The 22,747-nt window shown below is 52.9% G+C and carries 25 protein-coding genes and 1 pseudogene; 4 read left to right on the forward strand and 22 right to left on the reverse strand.

Features of this window, described 5'->3' with window-relative positions:
• From U8U01_RS11220 to U8U01_RS11305, 18 genes are all read right to left on the reverse strand, one after another.
• Positions 1–231, reverse strand: coding sequence for an acyl carrier protein (locus tag U8U01_RS11220; protein WP_322174220.1), 231 nt, complete (start codon positions 229–231; stop codon positions 1–3).
• 30 nt (positions 232–261) lie between these two features.
• Positions 262–1,023: an SDR family NAD(P)-dependent oxidoreductase gene (locus tag U8U01_RS11225; RefSeq protein ID WP_322174222.1), complete on the reverse strand. Its 762-nt coding sequence runs from the start codon at positions 1,021–1,023 to the stop codon at positions 262–264.
• Between the two features lie 181 nt (positions 1,024–1,204).
• On the reverse strand, positions 1,205–1,840 hold the full coding sequence (locus U8U01_RS11230; protein WP_322174224.1) for a NeuD/PglB/VioB family sugar acetyltransferase: 636 nt from the start codon (positions 1,838–1,840) through the stop codon (positions 1,205–1,207).
• Positions 1,841–1,919: 79 nt separating this feature from the next.
• Positions 1,920–3,095: an FkbM family methyltransferase gene (locus U8U01_RS11235; RefSeq protein ID WP_322174226.1), complete on the reverse strand. Its 1,176-nt coding sequence runs from the start codon at positions 3,093–3,095 to the stop codon at positions 1,920–1,922.
• A 35-nt stretch (positions 3,096–3,130) separates the two neighbouring features.
• On the reverse strand, positions 3,131–4,153 hold the full coding sequence (gene rfbB, locus U8U01_RS11240) for a dTDP-glucose 4,6-dehydratase (protein ID WP_322174264.1): 1,023 nt from the start codon (positions 4,151–4,153) through the stop codon (positions 3,131–3,133).
• 24 nt (positions 4,154–4,177) lie between these two features.
• Complete coding sequence (gene rfbA / locus U8U01_RS11245) at positions 4,178–5,062, reverse strand: glucose-1-phosphate thymidylyltransferase RfbA (protein WP_322174228.1); 885 nt, start codon at positions 5,060–5,062, stop codon at positions 4,178–4,180.
• Between the two features lie 9 nt (positions 5,063–5,071).
• Positions 5,072–6,148 carry a DegT/DnrJ/EryC1/StrS family aminotransferase gene (locus U8U01_RS11250; RefSeq protein WP_322174230.1) on the reverse strand — a complete coding sequence of 359 codons (1,077 nt, stop codon included), beginning with the start codon at positions 6,146–6,148 and terminating at the stop codon, positions 5,072–5,074.
• Positions 6,149–6,183: 35 nt separating this feature from the next.
• A complete protein-coding gene (aepY, locus tag U8U01_RS11255; protein WP_322174232.1) occupies positions 6,184–7,311 on the reverse strand; it encodes a phosphonopyruvate decarboxylase in 1,128 nt (375 codons plus the stop codon).
• Positions 7,302–8,339: a phosphonoacetaldehyde reductase gene (locus U8U01_RS11260; RefSeq protein WP_322174234.1), complete on the reverse strand. Its 1,038-nt coding sequence runs from the start codon at positions 8,337–8,339 to the stop codon at positions 7,302–7,304. The genes aepY and U8U01_RS11260 overlap by 10 nt, the downstream gene beginning before the upstream one ends.
• A 3-nt stretch (positions 8,340–8,342) precedes the next feature.
• Positions 8,343–10,346: a phosphoenolpyruvate mutase gene (gene aepX, locus U8U01_RS11265; protein WP_322174235.1), complete on the reverse strand. Its 2,004-nt coding sequence runs from the start codon at positions 10,344–10,346 to the stop codon at positions 8,343–8,345.
• On the reverse strand, positions 10,343–11,926 hold the full coding sequence (locus U8U01_RS11270) for a glycosyltransferase family 2 protein (RefSeq protein ID WP_322174237.1): 1,584 nt from the start codon (positions 11,924–11,926) through the stop codon (positions 10,343–10,345). Before U8U01_RS11270 ends, aepX begins: the two co-directional genes overlap by 4 nt.
• A complete protein-coding gene (locus U8U01_RS11275) occupies positions 11,914–12,423 on the reverse strand; it encodes an adenylyl-sulfate kinase (RefSeq protein ID WP_322174239.1) in 510 nt (169 codons plus the stop codon). Before U8U01_RS11275 ends, U8U01_RS11270 begins: the two co-directional genes overlap by 13 nt.
• Positions 12,424–12,432: 9 nt before the next feature.
• Positions 12,433–14,517, reverse strand: a complete 2,085-nt coding sequence (locus tag U8U01_RS11280; protein ID WP_322174241.1) for a hypothetical protein — start codon at positions 14,515–14,517, stop codon at positions 12,433–12,435.
• Positions 14,518–14,628: 111 nt separating this feature from the next.
• On the reverse strand, positions 14,629–15,909 hold the full coding sequence (locus U8U01_RS11285) for a flagellin N-terminal helical domain-containing protein (RefSeq protein ID WP_322174243.1): 1,281 nt from the start codon (positions 15,907–15,909) through the stop codon (positions 14,629–14,631).
• A 143-nt stretch (positions 15,910–16,052) separates the two neighbouring features.
• Entirely contained in the window at positions 16,053–16,421 is a 369-nt protein-coding gene (locus tag U8U01_RS11290) for a carbon storage regulator (RefSeq protein ID WP_322174244.1), read from the reverse strand.
• A gap of 21 nt (positions 16,422–16,442) precedes the next feature.
• Positions 16,443–16,868 (reverse strand): hypothetical protein, encoded by a 426-nt coding sequence (locus U8U01_RS11295; RefSeq protein WP_322174245.1) that lies wholly within the window; start codon positions 16,866–16,868, stop codon positions 16,443–16,445.
• Positions 16,869–17,109: 241 nt separating this feature from the next.
• The gene (locus U8U01_RS11300) at positions 17,110–18,264 is read right to left on the reverse strand and encodes an aldo/keto reductase (RefSeq protein ID WP_322174246.1); all 1,155 of its coding nucleotides are present in this window, start codon (positions 18,262–18,264) and stop codon (positions 17,110–17,112) included.
• 166 nt (positions 18,265–18,430) lie between these two features.
• On the reverse strand, positions 18,431–18,697 hold the full coding sequence (locus tag U8U01_RS11305; protein ID WP_322174248.1) for a helix-turn-helix domain-containing protein: 267 nt from the start codon (positions 18,695–18,697) through the stop codon (positions 18,431–18,433).
• 70 nt (positions 18,698–18,767) lie between these two features.
• On the opposite strand from U8U01_RS11305, the gene U8U01_RS11310 reads away from it, so the two are divergent.
• Positions 18,768–19,082: a hypothetical protein gene (locus U8U01_RS11310; RefSeq protein ID WP_322174250.1), complete on the forward strand. Its 315-nt coding sequence runs from the start codon at positions 18,768–18,770 to the stop codon at positions 19,080–19,082.
• Positions 19,083–19,245: 163 nt separating this feature from the next.
• On the opposite strand, the gene U8U01_RS11315 is transcribed toward U8U01_RS11310, so the two are convergent.
• Entirely contained in the window at positions 19,246–19,581 is a 336-nt protein-coding gene (locus U8U01_RS11315; RefSeq protein WP_322174252.1) for a winged helix-turn-helix transcriptional regulator, read from the reverse strand.
• A gap of 172 nt (positions 19,582–19,753) precedes the next feature.
• Between U8U01_RS11315 and U8U01_RS11320 the strand changes: the two genes are divergently transcribed.
• Both U8U01_RS11320 and U8U01_RS11325 read left to right on the forward strand, forming a co-directional pair.
• On the forward strand, positions 19,754–19,909 hold the full coding sequence (locus tag U8U01_RS11320) for a 4Fe-4S binding protein (protein ID WP_367575619.1): 156 nt from the start codon (positions 19,754–19,756) through the stop codon (positions 19,907–19,909).
• 19 nt (positions 19,910–19,928) lie between these two features.
• Complete coding sequence (locus U8U01_RS11325; RefSeq protein WP_322174253.1) at positions 19,929–20,513, forward strand: nitroreductase family protein; 585 nt, start codon at positions 19,929–19,931, stop codon at positions 20,511–20,513.
• Positions 20,514–20,704: 191 nt separating this feature from the next.
• Here the strand turns inward: U8U01_RS11325 and U8U01_RS11330 are convergent, their stop codons facing one another.
• On the reverse strand, positions 20,705–21,460 hold the full coding sequence (locus tag U8U01_RS11330) for an MFS transporter (RefSeq protein ID WP_496196411.1): 756 nt from the start codon (positions 21,458–21,460) through the stop codon (positions 20,705–20,707).
• 18 nt (positions 21,461–21,478) lie between these two features.
• Positions 21,479–21,862, reverse strand: a complete 384-nt coding sequence (locus tag U8U01_RS17635) for an MFS transporter (RefSeq protein WP_496196412.1) — start codon at positions 21,860–21,862, stop codon at positions 21,479–21,481.
• 261 nt (positions 21,863–22,123) lie between these two features.
• Here U8U01_RS17635 and U8U01_RS11335 point away from each other — a divergent pair, with 261 nt between their 5' ends.
• Positions 22,124–22,621, forward strand: coding sequence for a cupin domain-containing protein (locus U8U01_RS11335; protein WP_322174255.1), 498 nt, complete (start codon positions 22,124–22,126; stop codon positions 22,619–22,621).
• 28 nt (positions 22,622–22,649) lie between these two features.
• On the opposite strand, the pseudogene U8U01_RS11340 reads toward U8U01_RS11335, so the two are convergent.
• A pseudogene (locus U8U01_RS11340) lies at positions 22,650–22,747 on the reverse strand (IS5/IS1182 family transposase); the annotation flags it as partial.

The following is a 22,747-nucleotide window of genomic DNA, read 5'->3' on the forward strand; positions in this document are numbered from 1 at the left end:
TCAAATCTCCCCACAAATTGACGTGACAAGAGCATACATTGCATCAACAGATTCAAAATTTTCCGGCACCATACTCTCAACTGGGATGCTAATTTCAAACTCTTCTTCCAGCCTGTCAATAATTGTTACAATATCGAAGGAATCAATATATCCGTCTGTAACCAGATACCTTTCCTGTTTTAAATCGGTTTCAGAAATAATGCTGCTTATCACTTCGTACATTCTTTCCATAGTACAATTCCTCCTTATGCTATCGCACACTTACAATACATTATATGGCCCCATAAAGTGCCCGCCTAAAACTACAAGCCGCTGTCCGGTTATCTTGTTACTCATGTCACTTAAGAAGAATATGGCAGCATTCGCAATATCCTCTGGCTGTATAACTCCAAGCGGATACATCTCCTTTAATTTGTCTTCTGTATTCGAGGCAAAAAAAGCCTCGCTGGCAGGTGTTTTTGTTGCCCCTGGCAGGATAAGGTTCACCCGAACCCTTCGTTTTTCGAGTTCGCGTGATGCTACCATGCTCAATGTGTCTAAAGCCGCCTTACTGCTGCCATAGCTGCTTTGCCCTTTATCCGGAACGATACTGGCCTGTGATGAAACCGCAGCAATAGCCCCTCCATCGTTGAGAACTTTCCGTGAACAAAACTCCTTTATAAGCGCAAAATATGATAGATAGTTTACCTTTAGCATTTCATCCACGCCTTCCAGAGTTTCTGCCCGAATCGGCCTATTAATAGACGTTCCCGATGCAAAAACGGCCCCATCAAAGCGCACATCATCTATTTGTACGCAATCCTTGACAAATTTTCCAATTCTATTCAAATTCTTCAAGTTAAAGGGCATAATATGATGCCCCTTTCCCTCCATTTGAGAGAGAGTTCTATTCAGCCTTTCTTCATTCCGGCCATTAAGGATCACTCTTCCACCAAATTTACTGATAAGAATTGCAGATGCCTGGCCAATCCCAGAAGACGCACCTGTTACCAGATATTTTTTCCCTTCTATGCCAAAATTCACATCTCTCTTCCCCTCTCTTAAAAGCGCACATCGTTATTAAGCCAGTCATCTAAAAATCGCCAATCTCTGTCCCCACCGTACGAAACGCAAATCCATAACAATCTGTTTCTCAACCAATGCAGCGACGTTTACACGGGCACTTTTCCTTTATGAACCCGTAGAAATTCAGCCTGTTTCCTCCTCAAAAATCCATTTCCCTTGCGGGATTACCAAAGACACGTTTACCTTTTTTCACCCTGCGAAGGACTACGCTACCAATTCCTACAAAGGCTTCATCTTCGATGTTTGCGTGCGGGGCAATTACGGCATTTGAGCCTATAAATACACCGGAACCGACAACAACATTACCCAACACATAACACATACCAGATACGGTTGAAAAATCGCCTATCCGCACATCATGACCAAGCCCACTTCCTAACATGGTAACATAGTTCCCTATTGTAACATTTACAGACATTGAGAAACCGCCGTATATTACCACACCATCTCCAATTTTATTAAATTCCCCCAAATTGGCATATGGGTGGATTACACTTTCAAAAACTGCACCGCGCTGCAACAACATAGGCACCAACTTCTGTTTCGCCTGGGGCGACGCGATAGCCATCACCAGTGCCTCATTCTCCTTCGGTTCATATCTCTGTATTGTTCCTACCACGCCGTAATCACACGCTTTTCCTTCCAACGGGTTCTCTGTATCGTCCAAAAAACCTTTAATATTCCATTTGGGACCTTGGATCTGATGAATTTCTTTAATGATTTGTAACACTTCTCGCCCGCAGCCACCTGCACCTACAATATAAATATCCTTCATTCACAGCACCATACCTTCCGCAGCAAATTCGCATAGCAAAATCACCTCTGTAAATCGAAAAACACACGGAGTATTCCAATCAGTTAATTACCAATAGCTTATTCTCCACATACGCATACAGAACGGTTTCAGTAACGCCAAGTCCATGTTGCCGTATAGCAAGCGTATAGTTGGGACACAGCTTTTTAATTCTAAGTGGGATACAGAACATATCTATGGGCAGATGGTATATGCAGATGGCTAGTTTCGGTTTGTCACGTTTGATCACATATTCCGCGCCAGAAATCATCTTCAATTCAAATCCCTCAATGTCCGCCTTTATAAGCGAAACATTTTGCTCTCCGAAAAACTCATCAATGGAAAAAACCGGGATACCGCCCTGTTCCACCTCAGTACCAAAAGATAGAGTCATGGCAGACAGGTCCACGTTTTTCTCTAACTGGATATCCTCAAACTCTTTGTCAATTTGATAGTTTCTATCTCCAACTCCAGCATTCAACAATTCAAACTTTATATCGGGTAGCCCCCACTCTTTCTTTAGTCTATCCACACGTGCAGACAACGCCTTATATTGGCCCTGCATTGGCTCAAACGCATAAATTTTCTGAAATAGCCCCATTTTTCTGTCAAGATACGTCTCTATTGTATCACCGACATACGCACCACAATCCACAAATACTTCATCTAAGTTGATGCTTAAGAATTCAGGCAGGCAGAAATATTCGTCTTCCTGTACATATTGAAAATCCGGCTCCACTAAAGCCATTCGTAACAATATCATATGGGCATAGGTAGCTTTTGAAAAATCATCGTGCAATAAATCAAATACTTCCATAATTTCCTGGGCATGTAGACAATAGTAATAACCCCAGAAAGTAAAAATCTCCGCACCTTCTATGCGCATATCTTTCAGTCGTTGAAAGGAATGCCTGCAATTTGCATCGTCTATACGCGTATGTTCCCCGCATATCAGGATTAAGCAGCCTTTACAAGTTTCAGCTGCCTCTCTTAAAGGAATGACCAGTTTTCTATTTATCAGTTTTTGTCTTGAGCTTGAGCTAGATTCATCCTCAATAAAGTAATCCGGTATAATCCGTTTCCCTCCACTTTCCATACGGCAAAAAGCCTCTCTTGCTAATGTTTTCCGTAGCAACTGGTAATTACCATAAAGAGCAATCTTTTGGGAACAACCAGAAAAGCGGCCTAAGGCATTAGACAAACCTGCCCTTATGGTGTCTACATCAAATTTTTCCATGGCTAACATCCTTTACATCATAGATTCTATCAATTTCAGTGCGAATTTTCATAGATTAATGCATAATAATCGTTATACGCCCCGGAAACGATATCGTGCCACCAGGGCCGGTTATCGAGGTACCATCGGAGGGTCCGCTCGAGGCCGTCCTCAAAGCTTACCAGAGGCAGCCAGCCCAGTTCCTTGTAAATTTTCGCCGGGTCAATGGCATACCGCCGGTCATGGCCTTTGCGGTCGGCCACATATCGTACCAGGCTTTCCGGCTTGTCCAGCCTGGTGAGGATCCGTTCCACTATGTCTATGTTCTTCCACTCGTTGTGCCCGCCCACGTTGTATATCTCACCAACCCTGCCCTCCCGCAAAATTAGTTCGACCGCCCGGCAGTGGTCCTCCACAAACAGCCAGTCCCGCACGTTCAGGCCATCTCCGTACACGGGCAGCGGCTTATCCTCCAGCGCGTTTATCACCATCAACGGGATAAACTTCTCCGGGAACTGCCGTGGCCCATAATTGTTGGAACACCGGGATACCGTAGCCGGCAAACCGTAAGTCCGCACATACGATTGCACCAGCAAATCTGCCGCGGCTTTGGACGCGCTGTAGGGCGAACTGGTGTGCAGCGGTGTGCTTTCGGTAAAGGACAGGTCTGGCCTATCCAACGGCAAATCACCGTAAACCTCGTCTGTCGAAACCTGGTGGTACCGGCCCACGCCGTACTCTCGGCAGGCCTCCAGCAGTGTGGCCGTACCCATCACATTGGTCTGTAAGAACACCTCCGGGCCGGTAATCGAGCGGTCTACGTGCGTTTCAGCGGCAAAGTTTACCACGCACTCCGGATGCTCACTTTTGAACAACTCAAGCACCAGATTCTTGTCACAAATATCGCCTTTTACAAACCGGAAATGGGCGGCATCCAGCACGGGCTTTAGCGTGGACAGGTTCCCCGCATAGGTCAGCTTGTCCAGGCAGACTACCCTGTCCCCCGGGTGCCTATCCATCCAGTAGAATATGAAATTCGAGCCGATGAAACCTGCTCCACCAGTCACCAGCAAGGTCATGGTACGCACCGCCATTCCGTATGATTATCGTAGGAACCGCCCTTCCGCTACGCCTTTTAAGTGCTCGCTGTAGGGCGCTTTGCCATACATGGCCGCAGCTTTTAAGAGATCCTCCCGGCCGATCCATCCGGCGTAATAGGCGATCTCCTCCGGCGCGGAAATGACCACGCCCTGGCGTTCCTGCACCGCCTGCACAAATACTGCGGCGTCCATCAGGCTGCCTATGGTGCCGGTATCCATCCAGGCGAACCCCCGGCCCAGGATCTGCGCCTTCAGCCTGCCCGCCTGCAAATACAGCCGGTTCAGGTCCGTGATCTCCAGTTCGCCACGCTTTGACGGGCGCAGTTTCTTTGCCATCTGGCAGGCCCGGCTATCGTAGAAGTAAAGCCCCGTAACCGCATAGTGCGATTTGGGGTTCTCGGGTTTCTCTTCCACGCCCACAACCTGGAGCCCCGGACCCAGCTCTACCACCCCAAACCGCCTCGGGTCCCGCACATAGCAACCAAAAATGGTGGCATAGCCTGATTCTGCGTTGCTGATTGCCTCCTGCAAGTTCGCCGAAAACCAGCCGCCATAGAAGATGTTGTCACCCAAAACCAGGGCACAGGGTTCATCCCCTACGAACGCCTCACCAATAAGGAGCGCCTGGGCGATCCCCTCCGGCCTGGGCTGCGCGGCATAGCTTAGGCAGATGCCGAACTGCCTGCCATCCCCCAGCAAATCCCGGAACCTGGGCAGGTCTTGTGCCGTTGAGATGAGTAAAATGTCCCGGATCCCCGCCAGCATCAGGGTGGACAGCGGGTAGTATATCATGGGCTTGTCGTATACCGGCAGCAGTTGTTTGGAAACCACTTTTGTCAGCGGATACAGCCGTGTACCGGATCCCCCGGCCAGGATTATGCCACGCATCCGGCCACCTCATTTCTTACAGGATAGGATGATGTTGCAGATCATGTCTACTGTATCCACCGGTAGTTCCGGGTATAACGGCAGGGTCAAGACCCGCCGGCTGATTTTCTGCGCTATCGGCGTCCGGCTTGGGTCGAACCGGCCTTTATAGCAGGAAAGCCCGCTGGTCAGTGGATAGAAGTACCTGCGCCCGTAGATGCTTTGGGCAGCCAGTGCTGCCAAAACCTCATCCCGGCCTGCCCCAAAGGCTTTCTCGTGAAACACCACCGGAAAGTACGCGTCATTGGGGGTGACCCCCTTTTGGACCGGGTTTAGCTGGATGCCCGGAGTGCCTTCCAGCCTCTCACGGTAGCGCTCCGTGGCCCTCCTGCGCCCCGCAGTATTTTCGTCCATATGGCGCAGGTTGCATAGGCCCATAGCTGCCCGGAACTCGTCAAGCTTGGCGTTGCCGCCGGTTTCACCGGCATCCCCCTGGCCGTCCAGGCCAAAGTTGCGCAGCCGCCTTAACCGCTGGCCGAGCCCTTCTTCCCGGTAGGCCACCGCGCCGCCCTCAATGGTATGGAAAACCTTGGTGGCGTGGAAACTGAAACAACTGGCGTCGCCGTAATTTGCGATCCCCCTGCCTTTATACTTTACACCAAAAGCGTGGGCAGCATCATAGACCACTTTCAAGTTATACTTTTGGGCGACAGCCTCAATCTCCTCTACCGGGCAGGCATTCCCGTACACGTGGACCGGCAGGATCGCCGCTGTTTTCTCTGTGATGAGGGATTCGGCCTTACTGGCGTCAAGGGTGAAGTGGACGGGGTCAATGTCGCAGAAAACCGGCTTAAGGCCACAGCGGACGATGGCATGGGTGGTAGACGCGAAGGTGAAGGGGGTGGTGATGACCTCGCCGGCCAGCCCCATGGCCTGGAGTGTTAATTCCAGGGATAGATGGCCGTTGGTGGTCAGCTCCACGCCATTTGCCCCCAGGAACCGCTGCAAGCCCATGCGGAGTTCCTCGTGTTTCCCTCCCATATTGGTGAGCCAACGGCTTTCCCACAACGGACGGATTTCGGCGCAGTATTCTTCATATGTCGGCAAGGCCGGGCAGGTAACATTTATTGCTCTGTCCATGTTCAGTCTACCGCATCACAAAGGCGCCTCATAAAGGCCTCCTTATTCGCCTGTGGGGAGGTAGTCGGCCTGCCCAGGTCTGGCCTGCTACCAAGAGCAGCTTTGACCTCCAAAAAGGCTAACCCCCCATCCTGCCGGAGGACGTCCAGCGCCTGGTCTAACTGGAGGATATCCCCTGCCGCCATTGCGCTTTTATAACCGCAAGCCAGCGCAACCCCCGGCAAATCCACCCTTCCCGCTGCCGTAGGCATCCCGCCAACGGTTTCGTGGGCCCCGTTGTTGATGACAATATGCCGCAGGTTCGGCGGGTTTGCCGCGCCAATTACCGCCATCGCCCCCATATGCATCACTGCCGCGCCGTCACCGTCAATACACCACACTATCTCCCCCGGCCGCTGTACGGCTATTCCCAGGGCAATAGACGAACTATGGCCCATGCTGCCTACCGTCAGGAAATCCCGCCCATGGTTTTGGCCTAACCGCTCCCGCAATTCGAACAGTTCCCGGCTGGCCTTACCCGTGGTGCAAACAATGGGGGCGTCCCCTGTAACCGCCACAATATGTTCTAATATCCCCTCGCGCCCCATAACATACCCGTTGCCATAATCCGGCCTGCCGCCATGGGTAAGCGCCCCTTTGCGTACCACGAAAGCCACGCTCTTGCCCTTTTCCAGCAGTGGGCGGAACCGCCCCATTGCCGTGGCGATGTCCCCCTCTGTACTCTCCGGGCCAACCACAAGGTATGGTATCTCCATGCAGTCCAACAGTTTTAAGGTGATTTCTCCTTGAAACGCGTGCTGGGGCTCATCCTTCACGCCCGGCTCGCCCCGCCAGCCTACTATGAAAATGGCCGGTATGCCATATACCCTTTGGTCCAGCAGGGACGCCACCGGGTTGATGGCATTCCCCTCCCCGGAGTTTTGCATATACACGGCCCCTACCTTGCCAGTTGCCAGGTGGTATCCCGCCGCCAACGCCACCGCGTTGCCTTCGTTGGCGGCAATTATATGGTGCCGCACGTCCTGCCCAAACCGGTCCTGCAAGTAATTGCAAAGCGCTTTTAGCTGGGAATCCGGCACCCCAGTATAAAAGTCCACGCCCATAGCGGCTACAAATGCTTTCACGTCCATACTGCGCACCCCTCTAATATCTGGTGGTATAGTAGGCTTATCGCGCCCATATCCAGCGGTACCGGGTTATTCCTTAAGCGCTCTGCGTTTACGGAACCCGTGAGTACCTCATAATCCCCTGGGGATGGCCTTGGTATACCCAAGCCCAAACCCGACACCATGCTTTGGAATTTGGCAACTGCATCTTCTACCGTATCACAGCCAAAGGCTTTTGCAAGCCTGCAAAATACCGCATACAATCCCGGGCCGCTTTGCCTGTCCATATACGGCCACAATGCGGCATTACACAGCGCCGCCGCGTGCCCATGGGCAATACCATATAGCGTGGTAAGTTTATAGCTCATGGCATGCCCCGCAGTGGTCTGGGTCAAGTTAATGGCTTTCCCCGCCAGGTATGCCGCCTGCTGCATACCCGCATTACCCGCGGATGTATTTTCCAGGTATGCGCCCATATTCGACAGCACACCCTGTATGGCCTGAAAGGCATACCCCCTGCTTTCCTCTGTAGCCTTTACCGACCAGAAACTCTCCATCCCGTGGCAGAGAGCATCCAGCATAGAGGCCTTGCGGTGGTATGCCGGCAGGGTCTTTAACAGGGACGGGTCGAACAGCACCACATCCGGCAGGCAGGTTGCATCGCTTACGGATGTTTTCTCCCCATCACGGTAGACCACCGCAAAGTGGGTGGCCTCGCTGCCGGTCCCGGCCGTGGTGGGGATGGCAATGAGGGGCACACCGGCGCCTGACCAGAATCTTACACACTTGGCCACGTCCAGCGCACTGCCCCCTCCCAGGCCTACGACGCAATCACAGCCTTCCTCCCGAAAAAAACTTGTAGCCTGCAAAGCAGAACCGTAGTCCGGGTTGGGTGCAAAACCGTTAAACGGTACTGCCTCCAACTGCTCAAAGTAACGGTACAGCGCTGTGCCCTGGGCTGACTTCCCACACACGAGGAAGGGTTTCTTTATATGCAAACCACGGAAGTATGTATCCAGTTCGCCTATATTGGCAAGCAATCCTTGTCCCATCCCCTAAATCTCCCCCGGTACCAGCCGGATGATCTGTTTAAACGGCATCAGTTCCTCATCCGCCTCCTGGGCACGCCGGCAGCGCAGGATGGTTTCCGCCGTACGCTGCATGGCGGGCACCTGGCTGCGCATCAACTGGTTGGCGTAGATGACCAGGTTCACACCCCGGGCTTTCCACTCGTCCTCTGTTACCGCGTGAAAGGAGGTGGGGACCACGACCAGCGGCGTCCCTGTATTGTTCTTGCGGAAAGCATCCACAAACGCAAAAATCTCGTCCGCCTCCTTGCGGCGGGAATGGATCATGATACCGTCCGCCCCGGCCTCTACAAAGGCAAATGCCCGGGCCAGGGCATCATCCATGCCCTGCTCCAGGATCAGGCTCTCGATCCGGGCGATGATCATGAAGTCCGCAGACTTTTGCGCCCGTTTCCCCGCCGCGATCTTTGCACTAAAATCCGCGATGGACGCCTGGGTCTGCTTGACCTCCGTACCGAACAGCGAGTTCTTTTTCAGCCCCTGTTTGTCCTCTATGATCACCGCCGACACACCCATTTTTTCCAGTGAGCGCACGGTGTAGACAAAGTGCTCTGTCAGGCCGCCGGTATCCCCGTCAAAGATAATGGGCTTGGTGGTCACTTCCGTCAGGTCGTCGATGGTGCGGAAACGGGAGGTCATGTCTACCAGTTCGATATCCGGCTTGCCTTTGGCGGTAGAATCACACAGGCTGGACACCCACATAGCGTCAAAGCTACGGGCCCCCCCGCCATCATGGATGACCGTATTCTCCACAATAAGCCCCGAAATACCGTCATGGGCCTCCATCGCCGTAACAAGCCCTTTCATGCCCAGCAGTTTCCTGAGCCGGCCCCGGCGGCTGTCCGGCAGGGACAGTTCCGCCCGGGAGCGCTGCTCCATGGCACTGTATTTTGCATCCTTTGCATAGGGGAACTCTACCAACTGCCCCCCATAGGTGGCCAACGTTTCCAGGACTTCCCGGCGCAGGGGCTCCTGGAACCCTTCCCGCCAGTCATCCCCGTGGACCACTATATCCGGTTTATGCTCCAAAAGAATAGCCCGATAGCTCAGCTCCCGCTGCTCCACCACCTGGGCCACGCCCTTTATCCCTGCAAACAGCGCCATCCGCTCTTGGCAGGGCAGCAGCGGGAACCGCTTGTAGGTGGCTACGGTTTCGTCTGAAAGTACGCCAATGGTCAACCTACCCAGCCCTGCCGCCCGGCGGATAATGGCCATATGGCCGCTATGGAGCATATCTGCCGAGAAACACATATATACGCTGCGGCTTTCCAGCCTTTCCAACGCCTCCCTGGCCTGTGTCAGGTCTTCCGGGCAGTCCACCTCCTGGCAGAGCATACTGCCTACATCCAGGGGTGCAATATGGCATTCCGCCTCATTCAGTGCGTTTTCCGCATAGCAGCCGGTCTGGCCGCCCTCACAAAACTCCACGATTTTGTCCAGCCAGACACGCCAGTCCGGCGCCTCCAGCTTATACATTGGCTGGGCTGCCACAGCGTCCTCAAAATACTCTACCCCTACTTTTACGATCTGTCCGGCCTCCAAAACCGCCTTGAAGTCCTTTTCCGGCAGTGGCTGGGCTGTGCTGACGGCCATGCAGCTACCCGCATGGTGGACGGCCTGCCAGAGCACCTCCCCCTCGAAGGCCAAATCCCCATGGAGTAACAGTATATCCCCCTCCAGGTACTCTCTGGCACAATATATGGAGTATATGTAGTTGGTTTCGCCGTATTTCTTATTCTGTACGAAGGTATATTCCAAGGGCAGGGGCAGGCCCCTGCAATACTGCTCGATGGCGTCCCCAAAGGGGCCGGTTGTGATAACCACCTCCGTGATCCCGGCGCTGGCCAGTTGTTCCATCTGGCGCCCCAGGATCGTTTCTCCCGGCCTGAGTTCAGTCAGGCATTTGGGCTGGGTTGCCGTCAGTTCCCCCATGCGTGTGCCTTGCCCAGAGTTTAAGACCAGGGCTTTCATCCTACCACCCCTTCCCCGATGCTGCCCAACTGGGCCTGTATCTGCGCCACTTCTTCATGGTCCCCGGCCCCCATCTCTCTCAGTTCCTCCAATATTTCGCCACACCCCCTGGCCTGCCCAGCCTGTAGGTAGTGCCTGGCCAGACGGATCTTCCCAAACAGGAAAGCCGGGGCCTGGCCCAACTGGGCAGACAGATTTAGGTAGGTTTGGAGGAACGCCTCCTCTGATGGGAGCGCCTTGCCCTCCAGCAGCAGGCCCGTCATAAGGTCCAGGGCGGTGATACTTGTGCTGTCCAGGATAAACCGGCAAATCTCTGTATAGGCCTCAAAAATACCCGCATCCCTTATCCCATATAGCGGTGAGCTCTCCGGGATAATCCCCAGCAGCATTTTTCCCACATCATATTGGCCCTTGTACTTGCCGGCGTCTATCAGGTTCAGCAAAAGGCTTTGCATCCTTTTCAGGTCATCCCTTAATAGGACGTCTACCAAGCCGGTTTCCTGCGCAAAGACGGAGAATTGGTCCGGAATTACCGCGCCTGCACAGCAGGGGGCAATGCCCCGTAGGGACTTTTGAAAAGCTACAACCGCCCCTTCCGGCAGATTTCCATCTGCCGCAGATGAAACCACGATGTCCTTCACTGCGGACAGCAGCACGTTGGCCCGGCCGGGGTCCGCACGGTATGTCATGGCGTCCCGGGTTAACGGATGCTCCAAAAAGCGCCCACATTCTTGTAGTTTATCCTCAGTTGAGGCAGAGTAATCCTTCAATTTCTGTACAGCATCCACCATCTCAACAAGGAAAAGCCCCTTGGCCCAATCCTCTTTTTTGGAATCCCATGCGCCAAATTTTTCCAGGAAAGCTTGCAGGGCTTTATAGTATGCCGCCTCGCTTTCTAACCTTGTGGGGTTAAACTGTTGGATCTGGCTCCCGGCATAATTGCGGTAATGCTGTAAAATGCTATTGTCGATCCCGACCCTTTCCATGCTACTCAGGTATTTTAACATTAAAATGGTGTCAGCACGCCATGACAAGCCCATATGCAGGATTTCCTCATACTCGCTTTTCATGCTTAGATATTTGTCTGTGCGCATCAACGACGCCCATCTTGCATTCGCAAATTTCCCATACTTTTCATAGTTCTGGGCAAAGCTTTCCATACTGAGGGCTACTGGCCGCGCTAATTTTCGCAAGACCCGGGAAACCTGTTCTTTCTGATAATATTGCGTTACACCCGTAAACGCAATATCCAGGCTATTCTTTTGCAAAAGATCCAAAAGCCTTTCCAAAAACTCCGGCTCCCACCAGTCATCGTGGTCCAGGCTGGCATAGTATTCCCCGGTTGCGTACTGCTCTGTCATCTCGTACTGGCACCAGCGGTTTTCCGGCAGTTGGATAAACTTGACACGGCTATCCCCCGCGGCATACTCCTTGAGAATTTCCACCGAGCCGTCTGTGCTCCCCGCGTCAGCTATAATATGTTCCCAGTCCGTATGGGTTTGCGCCTGAACACTCTCTATACATGGCTTTAGATACGCCCCGGCATTATAGACCTGGGTATATATACTCACTTTTGCCATATACTTTCCTCCAGCCTGGCCACGATCTCCTCAGGCGATTCGCTCCCATCGTTGTAGAGAATATAGTCCGGGCTTTTGGGCTCGTCAAAGGGCAGGTCCACACCCACAACATTTCTCCCACCCGTGTAAAGCCCCTTCTGGTTGCGCTTTATTAAGGTTTCGCGCCCAACTTTAATGTAAATCTCCTTATAGTTTTCGATATTCTCCCGGTTCCAAGCGCGTACGGCGCTGTACATACAAATGCTGCACACCACCACGTCTATCCCCTGGCCGGCAAGCATTTTGCACACCCGAAAGGTCCTGCTGGCGCCTTTGATCCGGGATTCGTCCGTGTACCCGATATCCTCGTTGTATACCGGCCGGATGCGGTCGCCGTCAAGCAGCACCACATTATCCTTTTGGGCACGCAAATGTGTGTAAAACAGTTCGCCTAGCGTGGTCTTACCTGCGCCGGACAGGCCGGTAAAAAAGTATACGGTTCCTTTCTTTATTTCCATGGCGGCACCTCAGTGGTAGAGCGGCTGTTCCAGGAGTTCTGGGTCCAGCTCTAACTTGGGCATCATCCGCAGTGGTTGGCCGTTTCTGTTTACATATTGCAGGCCCCGTAGCAGCAGTTGCACATTGCGTTCCCGCTTGGCCTGTATCCCGGCCATATGTGACTCCATGATCATCTTAGGGCCCTCTGAGGAATTCAAGAACGCTTTCTTGACCTCATCAAGGTTCACTATCTTGTCCTCCCCTAAAGCTGCCCCCTCCATTCCGCTGGGGGCTATGGAGCACAGTTCCAAAATATCAAGGGCATCCGGGGACTCAAACGCTTTCTCCCAACTCTCCCGAATAAGCCGGTCCAGCGTTGAGAACTCCTGCACCCACTGCTGGGCCCGTTCTTCATCTACCGGCTCATTCTTATAGTACTTGAAGTCATAGCCATAGCACTCGTATGCGTCACGCATAAAGTATTCAATAAACGCTCGCTCCCGGTCGTTGGCATACTCGTCATAGGTGCGGTAAACACCGGCTGTGCTGAACCCGATATCATCCGCTAAGGGCTTGCCGTCTTGCGTGCAGCTCTCCATACTTTTTGCATAGGGTATATCCAAAAATGCAGCAAGGGCCTTGAAAGTAGCTTTGGGGTTCAACTTGCCGTCCTCAAACCGCACCAGCACGCAGTCCTTAAAAAGCCTGTCCTGCCAGTCCACCATAAAACTGCGGTTCACAATGCGGGTAAATATCATATCACCCACTATATGCGCCGATTTATCATCCTTCTCCACACCATACTTGCTTAAATCTGCATTCAGCATAAAGTTGACAGTGGCCCCATAGCTGGTGGTGAAACGGCGCAGCGGGGTAAAGGTTTTGATGTACTTAAATTCCCGCAGCATGGGCAGGGCGCGTATCTTATCGTACTCAGAGGACACCAGGGTGGTGTGGTTTTTCCCGTCTATGTCCATCCGGTAGTTAATGTTATAGAAGTGGGGCTGGAAGAAAATAGCCGGGGCAATGCGTGACGCAGCGTCCGCCTTTACGGGCAGGTTCTCCTGCATTTGCAGGTAGCTGGCCACCATGATATCCTTGTCCGTCCGGTCACGAAGGCTGTACAGTTCCTCGGTGACCCGCAGGTTTTTCCAGGTGCCCTCTGCCAGTTTCCGCCGGTCTGTCAGGCTTTCCATACTTTTCCGTGTTTCTTCAATGCTCTCCTCCATGCTGAAAAGCATGATTGACGTCATTGCCAGCAGGTTGGGGTGGCTGTCGAACACCTCGTTGAAGAAGTCGCCGCCGTTATGGCTGCTCAACTGGGTATGCCAGATGATCTTGTTGACCTCCCGGATGCCGACGGGCTTAACCGTATACTGGCTGTAATCTATGCCAAAGCGCTCTTTGAAGTCGATAGGGTACTGGGCAATCTCGTCCCCTATCAGGAAAACAAATTTTTTATCGCCCAGCAGCGGGCGCAGGTTCAGCACACAGAGATGGGCGCAGAACTCCTCCCAACTGGTATAATGCAGGTATATATGGTTCTCCCTGGCCACCCATTCCGAGGGGCGCACATTGTCATTCAGGTATTCCAGTTCATATTGAGAGAACACATCCGTTGCCAGAACGGGGTTTTCCAGGTCGCCAAAAAAGTTACGGCTGATGACCTGGTTGTTGTAATTTATATAATCCCCAAAATGTTCCTTCTCCGGGTCAAAGGGCAAAAAGCCATCGTCGTCAAAGGGATAGAAACGCAGGGGGAGATCGTCAAATTTAGGAAAGCCCCGGCGGAATATGTATGGGTATTTCCCCAGGAGTTTCGTGTTTTTCTCATATCTTGACTTTTGCAGTTTGACATTGGGGGTATAAAATGCCTCTGTCATAATGTCAAACACCGTATCCCGAAATACGTTATGGTTATAAAGCCTTTGGAAATAGGTATACGCCACCTTATAATCGTCGCCCTTCCCAAATTCCATCAGGTAGGCCGCTGCCTCCATTTCGGCAGAAAAATCCTCTCCATTGCTTTCATGCAGCACCAGTGTATAGGCCTGGCAAGCCTCTTCTACGGCTTTCAGTTCCACCAATCTCCTGGCTATCTCGATTGCCTTCATATGCGGATTCCTTTCCTTAACTAACCACAGAAAGAAGGGACGGGCATCTGCCCGCCCCTCTTGTTCCGTGGGTCAAAATTACTGATTTTCCAAAAACAACCGGCTTTAAGCTTACTGCAGGAGCTGCAGGACGCCCTGGGGCACTGCATTGGCCTGGGCCAGCATCGCCTGAGCGGACTGGATCAGGATGTTGTTCTTGGTGTAAGCCATCATCTCGTCGGCCACGTCGGTATCGCGGATACCGGACTCGGCGTCGGTGATGTTCTCGGTCATAACGGACAGGTTGTTCTGGGTGTGCTCCAGACGGTTCTGGGTAGCGCCCAGCTCGCCGCGGACCTTGGAAACATAGTTGATGGCGTTCTTAACGGCCTCGATAGCATCGTCAGCGCCGCCGGCAGTGCCGATGTCCACGTTGTCAATGCCCATGGCCTTTACGTGCATATCCTTTACGTCAACGGTCAGGCCGTTGAAATCATCTGCGGTGTCGCCGATGCGCAGGCCCAGGCCCTTCTGGTCGCCGAAAGCAATCGTTGTCGACGCAAAGGCTGCAAAGGAGTCTGTGCGAACTCCGTTCGCAATCTTACCGCCGTCCACACGGACCGTAAAGGTCATGCCCTCATAAGAGCGCACGTTAGCGTCGGCTGCAGTGGTTGCCACAGAGGCGAAATTGCTGTCGCGCACAATGCGGAAGGTGAAGGAACCGCCGGTGAAACTGGCGCCGCTGATGTCGAAAGATGCAGCCTGACTGCTTCCGTCTACCCAAGATCCGTTGCTGTCTTTATACTGGATCTTCAGGCCGGTCAGGGCAGCAGAAGCACTGAGTTTCAGCGTGCCGCTAGCGGTCAGGGCAAAGTTCAGCTTGGTCGCATTAGCAGCAACGGTAGCGCCGCCGCCAGACACGTCGATGGACAGGATGCTGTTGGCGTTGCCAACGGCTGCGTCAATAGCAGAACCCAACTCACGGCCGCCAATGGTGCCGTCCAGCAGCTTAATGCCGTTGAAGTTGGCGCTGTCCGCGATACGGTCGATTTCGTCCTTCAGCTTGTCAACTTCCAGCTGCAGGTTCTCACGGTCAACTTCGTTCTCATAGGTACCGTTGGAGGACTGGGTGGCCAGGTATTTCATACGGCTCAGCATATCCTGTACTTCCTGCAGGGCGCCCTCAGCGGTCTTAACCAGGTTGATGCCGTCCTTTACGTTCTTGGTGGCAGCTTCCAGGCCCTTAATCTGGGCACGCATCTTCTCGGAAATGGCCAGGCCGGCAGCATCGTCGCCCGCACGGTTGATCTTGTAGCCGGAGGACAGTTTCTCCAGGTTCTTGGACAGGGAGCTGGCGTTATTGTTGTAGTTCCGGTAAGCGTTCATGGACATAATGTTGTGTTGGATACGCATAATTTTCTCTCCTTAAAATTATCTTTGCGTTTATGTGAGGCCCCCGTTCATCGTGAGCCTTTCGAGCCATGCGCCTTCGAACCCACTGGCCAAGCAGGCCCTCGGGCGCTAATATTTCAACCGGCCGCGGACCGGGTGAAAGCTTATTGAAATACGGTCATTTGCTGGCGGATGGCGGCAATTTCCCCCTGTAGCTGCGGCGCATTGGACTCCATTTTATCCAAAATATCCGCAACCTGGCGGCAAGCCGCCGCACGTTCTGTGCGCTTGCGTTCGATATTCTCCATCCGTTTCGCATTGTGTGCCACCTCAGAGCGGCGCTTGTAGTCTTTTTCGCGCAGCCCTTCAGGGCGTTTCTCTGTAACCTCTAAAAGTTCGCCACGCAAAATCGTGACCTCCCTGGGCGCCGTAACAGCTACCTCAATGGAGTCGCCTTTCTGGCGAAAGACCTGCACGACCACATCCTCGCCAACCGTGAAATATTCTCCTGATTTTAACCTTAAAGACAACATAGGGCTCCCTCCCCGTCAATCTCACTCGCCCGCCGACTGCTCCACCCGCCTTACAGCGTCGTAAAAGGTAGACGGCGGCATCCCGCAAAGTTTCGCGGCCTCCTTAAGGTTTACCTCCTGGTTCCTCCAAGAGAGCCGGGCCTCTTCAAAATTATCCGGCAGGGGCCGCAGCTTGGTGCCAAACTTCACACCCCGTGCCTTTGCCTTGGCAATACCCTCTGCCTGTTTCCTGCGCCTCTCCTCTTTCAACGAGAACTTGGTCGCGGACAGGAATAACTCAGAAACCAACACACTCAAAAGCTCCTGGCTGTCGGCAGGGGCCTGCTCGTTAAGCGCCAAAACGATCTCCTGGGCCAGGTCGTGCATCTGCCCCCGCATCTCTTCCACCGTCAGGCTGCTATTTCCGCGGGCAAAATGGGCGTCCATATCTTCAAATGTGAAAGACATCCCGGGCACCCCCTTGCCTGCATTTTCCAAAGAGTATAGGTTTTGGAATTTAATATTTTTTCGAAAAACCTATTATCTTTTCCAAATACCCGCCGATATATAGGGTGTAACAAAGAGGTCAAAACACCAAAAACATCTACTCGGATAATTATACTAATTGGAAAACCGCCGGTTTCAAACCGGCGGTTCCTTTATTGTGCTATATCTATATAAAATATTGACGGCCTCAGCCTGCTTTGCCTTATAGGCCAAAAAGCTCCTTGGCCCTTTGCATATGCTCCACTATTTTTACGCCAAAGGGGCAGCGGGTTTCGCACTGGCCGCACTCCACGCAGGCGCTGGCTGTCACGGAAAGCGCTTTGTAGTGCTCACGTACCGATTCCGGCACCGTGTTCTGGGCCTCGCACAGGTCGGCAAACTTATGCACACTGGCAATATCGATGCCCACGGTACAGGGTGCACAGTGGCCGCAGTACATACATTTATCCGTAAAGGGGTGCGCCGGGCAACTGCTGAGAAGTCCGGCGAAGTCCCGCTCCGCGCTGCCGGCCTTGCAATAGGCCACAGCCTGCATCAGTTCCTCCTGGTTTTGGGCACCAGCCAGGACAGTTGCCACACCGGGCCTGGTCAGGCAATAGTGCAGGCACTGTATAACCGTCATAGCCGCGCCAAAGGGGGATGTTTCCGCATTCAGCAACGCCCCGCCGGCATAGGGTTTCATCACCGTGAGGGCTACACCCTGGCTCTCGCATAGGCTGTAGAGCTCCTTGCGCTCTGGGTCCGTGCTGGAAAGCATATCCGGGGCTTCGTAGGTTGCCTTATCGAACAGGACGTTAATGTCCTCACTGGGCGGCACAAGATCATAGGCAGGGTTGATACTGAACATGATTACGTCAATTAAGCCGGATTTTACTGCCTGGATGGCCACACGGGGGTTATGGGTGCTCATGCCGATGTACTTAATACAGCCTGCGGCCTTCTGCGCCTTGGCAAACGCAATGACCTCACCGCCAAATACCTCATCAAAATCTTTCTGCTCGTCTACATAGTGGATCATACCCACGTCTATGTAGCTGGTTTGCAGGCGGGTAAGCAGGTCGGAAAAGGCCGCTTTCACTTCGTCCATATTCCGGGTTCGCTTATATTGCCCGTCAATCCAGGCGGAGCAAAGATGCCCCTGTATGATGAACTTCTCCCGGCGGCCCTCCATGGCCTTACCGAAAGCATCCCGCACATGGGGTTCGGGACTGAACAGGTCAAAATAGTTTACCCCATCGTCCACGGCGGCGTTGATCAGTTCCACCGCGCATTCTACCGTCTGGTTTACAAAAGCTTCGCAGCCCAAGCCGATCTCACTCACGGAAAGGCCCGTTCGGCCCAGCGTTCTGTAGTTCATTGAATTTCCCTCCTTGTAAAGTGCTTAAGCTAAAGTATACAACTTTTATAAGAAAGACACAAGGCTAAGCCCCGGAACTTGGCCTTGTATTTTCCCAATACCAATATGCTTACTGGGCACCTAAAACGGCCACAAATGAGCCTTACACCACCCAGCCTACCAAAAATCACTGTGTACCCTTTACAGGGGGATAAGGTTTTTCCATATCGGTCAGCCCCATGATATAGTCCATGCTGGTATGGTAGTATTTTGCAAGAATGACAAGGGATTCTGTAGGCGGAACCCGCTCCCCCCTTTCGTATTTTGAAATAAGTGTCTGCTCTATGCCGGTTTCCATCTGCACGGTAATCTGCGTAAGCCGCCGCTGTTTCCTAAGCGCTTTCAATCTGTTTTCCTGTTCCACGGATACCACCTCCATAGAACATTCTGTCATAAAAAAGCTTGACAATTAGAACAAATTGTCCTATTATAAAGAGGGATAATTGTTCAGAGGAGGCAGAAAAATGAATATACCAGAAAACAACCATAACTTACAGATTCGGCCAAAACCGCCCAGGTTCAGCCGGACTGTATGGGCAAAATTTGTCCGAACCATCACCTGGATTGGTTTTTGGCTGATTATTGCAAGCGGCGCGCTGCTCTTTCTAACCGCGGTAATTATGACAGTGAGTGCCGGCACCCCCATCCCCCTACTTCTAGGGGTGCTTTGGGCAGGGATATCTGTACTTATAGCGTTTTTGCTCTGTTCTAAAGCTTTCATCAAACTCGACATGGCGGATGATATCCATAAAATCCGAGAAATGCTGGAAAAAAGGTAAGCTTTCTTCGACACCTTACCAACTAAAAAACGGCTGGAACTTCCTCCCCAGAAGCATCCAGCCGTTTCCGTTTATTTCCTCATGTGGATCAAAATGCCGGTCCCAAGCCAAGAACGGACGTATTCTATCCCCTCAAAACTTGTACCACTTATAATGAAGAGGATTACCCCTCTTCCCCAACCATCGCCTTATATCCTACGCCCCACTGCTCCATAGCGTCCAAGATCGGCCGCATAGTTTCGCCCAACTCGCTCAGCGCGTACTCTACCCGGGGTGGCACCTCGGCATAAACCGTGCGGGTAACAAGACCGTCCGTTTCCAACGCCCGCAGGGAATCCGTCAGCACCTTCTGGCTAATACCCGCCAAATTTTTCTGCAATTCGTTGAACCGCCAGGGGCGCATACGCAGATTGCGGATAATCAGAAGTTTCCACTTACTTCCAATTAGCTGCACCGTAGTGGCAACAGGGCAATCGGGCAATTCTGCTTTTGCCAGCATGAAACCGCCTCCCATACTTCAAAATATAGTGTTACATTCTGATTGTATTGTATTAGACCCGCCCTGTCAAGAGGGCGGGTTACTTTTATGTAACTACCCCACAAAAAAGTGCGTACTTGTGCGCCGGGGAAAAATCGGTATAATGAGAATCACAGGGCGGAAAAAGCCCTGAATACACCAAAACTGCATCGGATGCGGCACTTGCACAGAGCGCTGCCCCCAGCGATGCATCGAGGTTGGAACACCCTACCGCATACGGCCAGAGCACTGCTTGCACTGTGGGGCTTGCTTTGAGAACTGTCCCGTCGGGGCGGTCATAAAGTTATAATCTTAAGGAGGATATTAAGATGAACGAAATGATAGAAAAAATCATCACCCGCCACGCCATCCGCAAGTTTCAGGACAAGCAGGTGGAAGAAGAGGCTTTGGGACAAATCTTGCAGGCCGGGCTATACGCCCCCAGCGCGGGGAACAACCAGTATTCCCGCATTGTGGTCTGCCAAGATCAAGAGGTCAACCTCCGGCTGGGTAGGTTAAACCGCTCCATGGACATGGTGCAGACCGCCGACCCCAAGAAAATCCGGCCCGTGTCCGCAGAGCAGCCCAGCATCCGGGACGACTTAAGTATAAAAGACGCTTTTTACGGCGCGCCCACGGTGCTGACGATTTTTGTGCGCGGCGGCTATTATGCCCATGAGGACGTGGCTTTCATGGCGGAAAATATGTGGCTGGCGGCACATTTCCTGGGGTTAGGGGCCTGCTATATTGGCAGGGCGGAAAAGGCCTTTGACACGGAGTATGGACGAGAGCTGCGCCGAAAATGGGGTGTCCCGGAGGACATGACGCCAATAGGGCATCTACTGCTGGGGTATATGGATGGACCAGAGCCCCATGCCAAGCCTCGGAAAGATGGCCGGATCATCCGCGCATAACGGGGGCGGGCAGCTATGACACAGGCAGAGCGGCGGGCTTATCTGGTTCGCTTTTTGCTGGGGGAGCATGGGAGGGTACTGGGCGTAGGGCTACCCACCTTAATCACCAGACTTTCATAAACACCTGCTTTCATTTTCATAAAGCCAGAGAAAGTAGCCGGGCGGCCAAAACATAAGCCGCCCGGTCATCTCTATTTTCTTTTATCTACCGTCCGGTTAAGCTGCTCCGTCATGCCGAACATAAGCGCTGCAAAAATCAGCAGATACCAAGGGTACAGGCTTACGCTGATACGCTGGGCAATCAGCCCGAACAGCGGCGGCATCAGGGTGGTGCCGGTATAGGCGCTGGCCATTTGAATCCCCACTAAGGCCTGGGAGTTTTCCTTGCCGAAGTTGTCCGGCGTGGCGTGGATGACACAGGGATACACCGGGGCCGCGCCCAGGCCAATGACCACCAACCCTACCAGCGATACGACATGGATGGGAGTCAACAACAAAACCACGCCAACTACCATGATAATGATACCCACCCGGATCATTTTGCGGTCGCCGAAACGGTCAGCAATGAAACCGTTTGCCACCCGGCCCACAGTTTCTCCCATATAAAAAAGCGCGGTAAACTGGGCGGCTGTTTCCGCGTCTACACCTCTTGCTCCCACAAGATAGCTGCTGGCCCAAAGCCCGGCAGTGGTTTCCAAGGCGCAGAAACCGAAGAATGCCAGCATGACAAATGGTACGCCGGGGATCTTGACAGCCTTGCTCAAGGGTACGTCCACGGCGCTTTCTTCCCCTCCCCCTTCTTCTGTCCGTTTCCAAAGGGGCAGGGCGGCGAACAAGACCACCGTCAGGATGATTTGTAAGATGGACACATTCCAATACCCAGCCTGCCAGCCCAGCCCGCCGGTGAGGCAGGCACTCATGATATAGGGGCTGATGGTCACCCCCACGCCCCAAAAGGCATGGAGTCAACTCATGTGCCGGGAAGAGTAGTGGATCGCCACATAGTTGTTGAGGGCCGCGTCCACTGCACCGGCTCCCAGCCCATAGGGAACTGCCCACAGGCAGAGCAGCAGGAAAGCGTTGGAAACAGAAAAGCCAAACAGCGCGGCGGCGGTCATGGCCACGCTCACCGCCGTGACCAGGCCGGGGCCAAATTTCCGAATCACCCGGCTGGAGAGCAGGCTGGAAATGATGGTGCCGATGGCGATGATCATGGAGATAATACCAGCGTAGGAGATGGGTGCGCCCAGTTCCATGCGCATGATTGGCCATGCCGAGCCCAGCAGGGAGTCGGGCAGGCCCAGGCTGATAAAAGCGAGATAGATAATTGCCAGCAGTAATGAAACCATGTTTTACACTCCTTTAGAAATTCAGATTTTGCAGATAGAGAACGCTGACGGCTGCGCAGGCATCCCCACCCCACTGCCTCTACTCCGTAAAAATGTATTGGGCCCTTGCCTCATCAAAAGTTTACAACGCTGATACCAGATTTCACAAATTTTCCTCCTTGACGCCATAATACGGCCTGCTATAATTATAGTAACGAAAAGAGAAACTTTCCATAACAAACCTGCCAAAACCTATAACAATATTTCAGAAAGGAGGCTCCTATGCAGCTTAAGGTAAAGAAAGACCGGTATGAGCAATTCTTATACAACACCCCAGAGTTCCCGGCCTATTTCGGCCAGGGCCGCGTATCTGATTTTCCCAACTATACCGCCCTATGCCACTGGCACGACGATGTGGAGTTCAGTGTGGTACTGTCCGGCAGCATGGATTACAGCGTGAACAGCGAGATCGTGCGGATTCATGCGGGCGAGGGCATATTTATCAATACCCGGCAACTGCACTATAACTTTGGCCGGGACCAACGGGAGGGGGAATATTTCTGCGTTTTGTTTCACCCCCTGCTCCTGTGTGCCTCGCCGTATGTAGAGCGCAGCTTTGTCACGCCGCTGATGAATCATCCGGCGTTTGCGTACAAGGTACTCCAGGGCCCCTGGGGACAGAAAATCTGCGAAAAGCTGCAAGGGATCTATGAGCGGCAGAAACGCCCCTATCCTCAACTTGCTGGCCGGATTTCTGGATATTTGGGAGGAACTCTATGAGAGCGCACCTAGATAGTGTCTACACGAATTAAGTACGGATAGCAGCCCAAATGGCGATACAACGGACGTGTACCGCGGCGATAAAAGCATCCGAGGTTTTGGCATAACGAGTGGCAATACCTCTCC

This window comes from Acutalibacter caecimuris, assembly GCF_034335085.1.
Lineage (GTDB): Bacteria > Bacillota > Clostridia > Oscillospirales > Acutalibacteraceae > Acutalibacter > Acutalibacter caecimuris.